The organism is Pseudoalteromonas sp. GW168-MNA-CIBAN-0100 (assembly GCF_040309225.1).
Taxonomy (GTDB): Bacteria; Pseudomonadota; Gammaproteobacteria; order Enterobacterales; family Alteromonadaceae; genus Pseudoalteromonas; species Pseudoalteromonas arctica.
Window position 1 is genome coordinate 1 of record NZ_JBEOOL010000172.1, and the last position, 398, is coordinate 398.

1 protein-coding gene is annotated in these 398 nt (G+C 41.2%); it reads left to right on the forward strand.

Annotated features, from left to right (window positions below; translation table 11 throughout):
- The coding region (locus tag AAEY62_RS20570) for a POTRA domain-containing protein (protein ID WP_350636105.1) at positions 1–398 on the forward strand (398 nt) is incomplete at both ends.

Genomic DNA, 398 nt, shown 5'->3' on the forward strand with positions numbered 1-398 from the left:
CCCCTCATGCGCAAAATGATTGCGCAAGCGAGCAACCAACGCCATCAAGTAGTAATAATTTACGCCGTCAACTAGATCAACCAACGCCACTGTTAAAGCAAAGTAGTAATGCAAAAATTGCCAATATTACTTTGCAGCAACTTAACGTATTTAATACTGAACTCGAAGCCGAAAATAACGCCCTATTTCGCTTTGCTAACCGCGCGCATATTCAAACTGAGCCAGAGGTTATTAAAAGTATTTTATTGTTTGAGAGCGGTGATAATTTTGATCCTAAAAAGCTCGCCGAATCAGAACGCTTACTGCGTAAACAAAACTATTTATACGATGCTCAAGTCATTGCCACCGAAAACTGCGAAGGGAACGTTAATGTTACCGTCGTTACGCGTGACTTATGG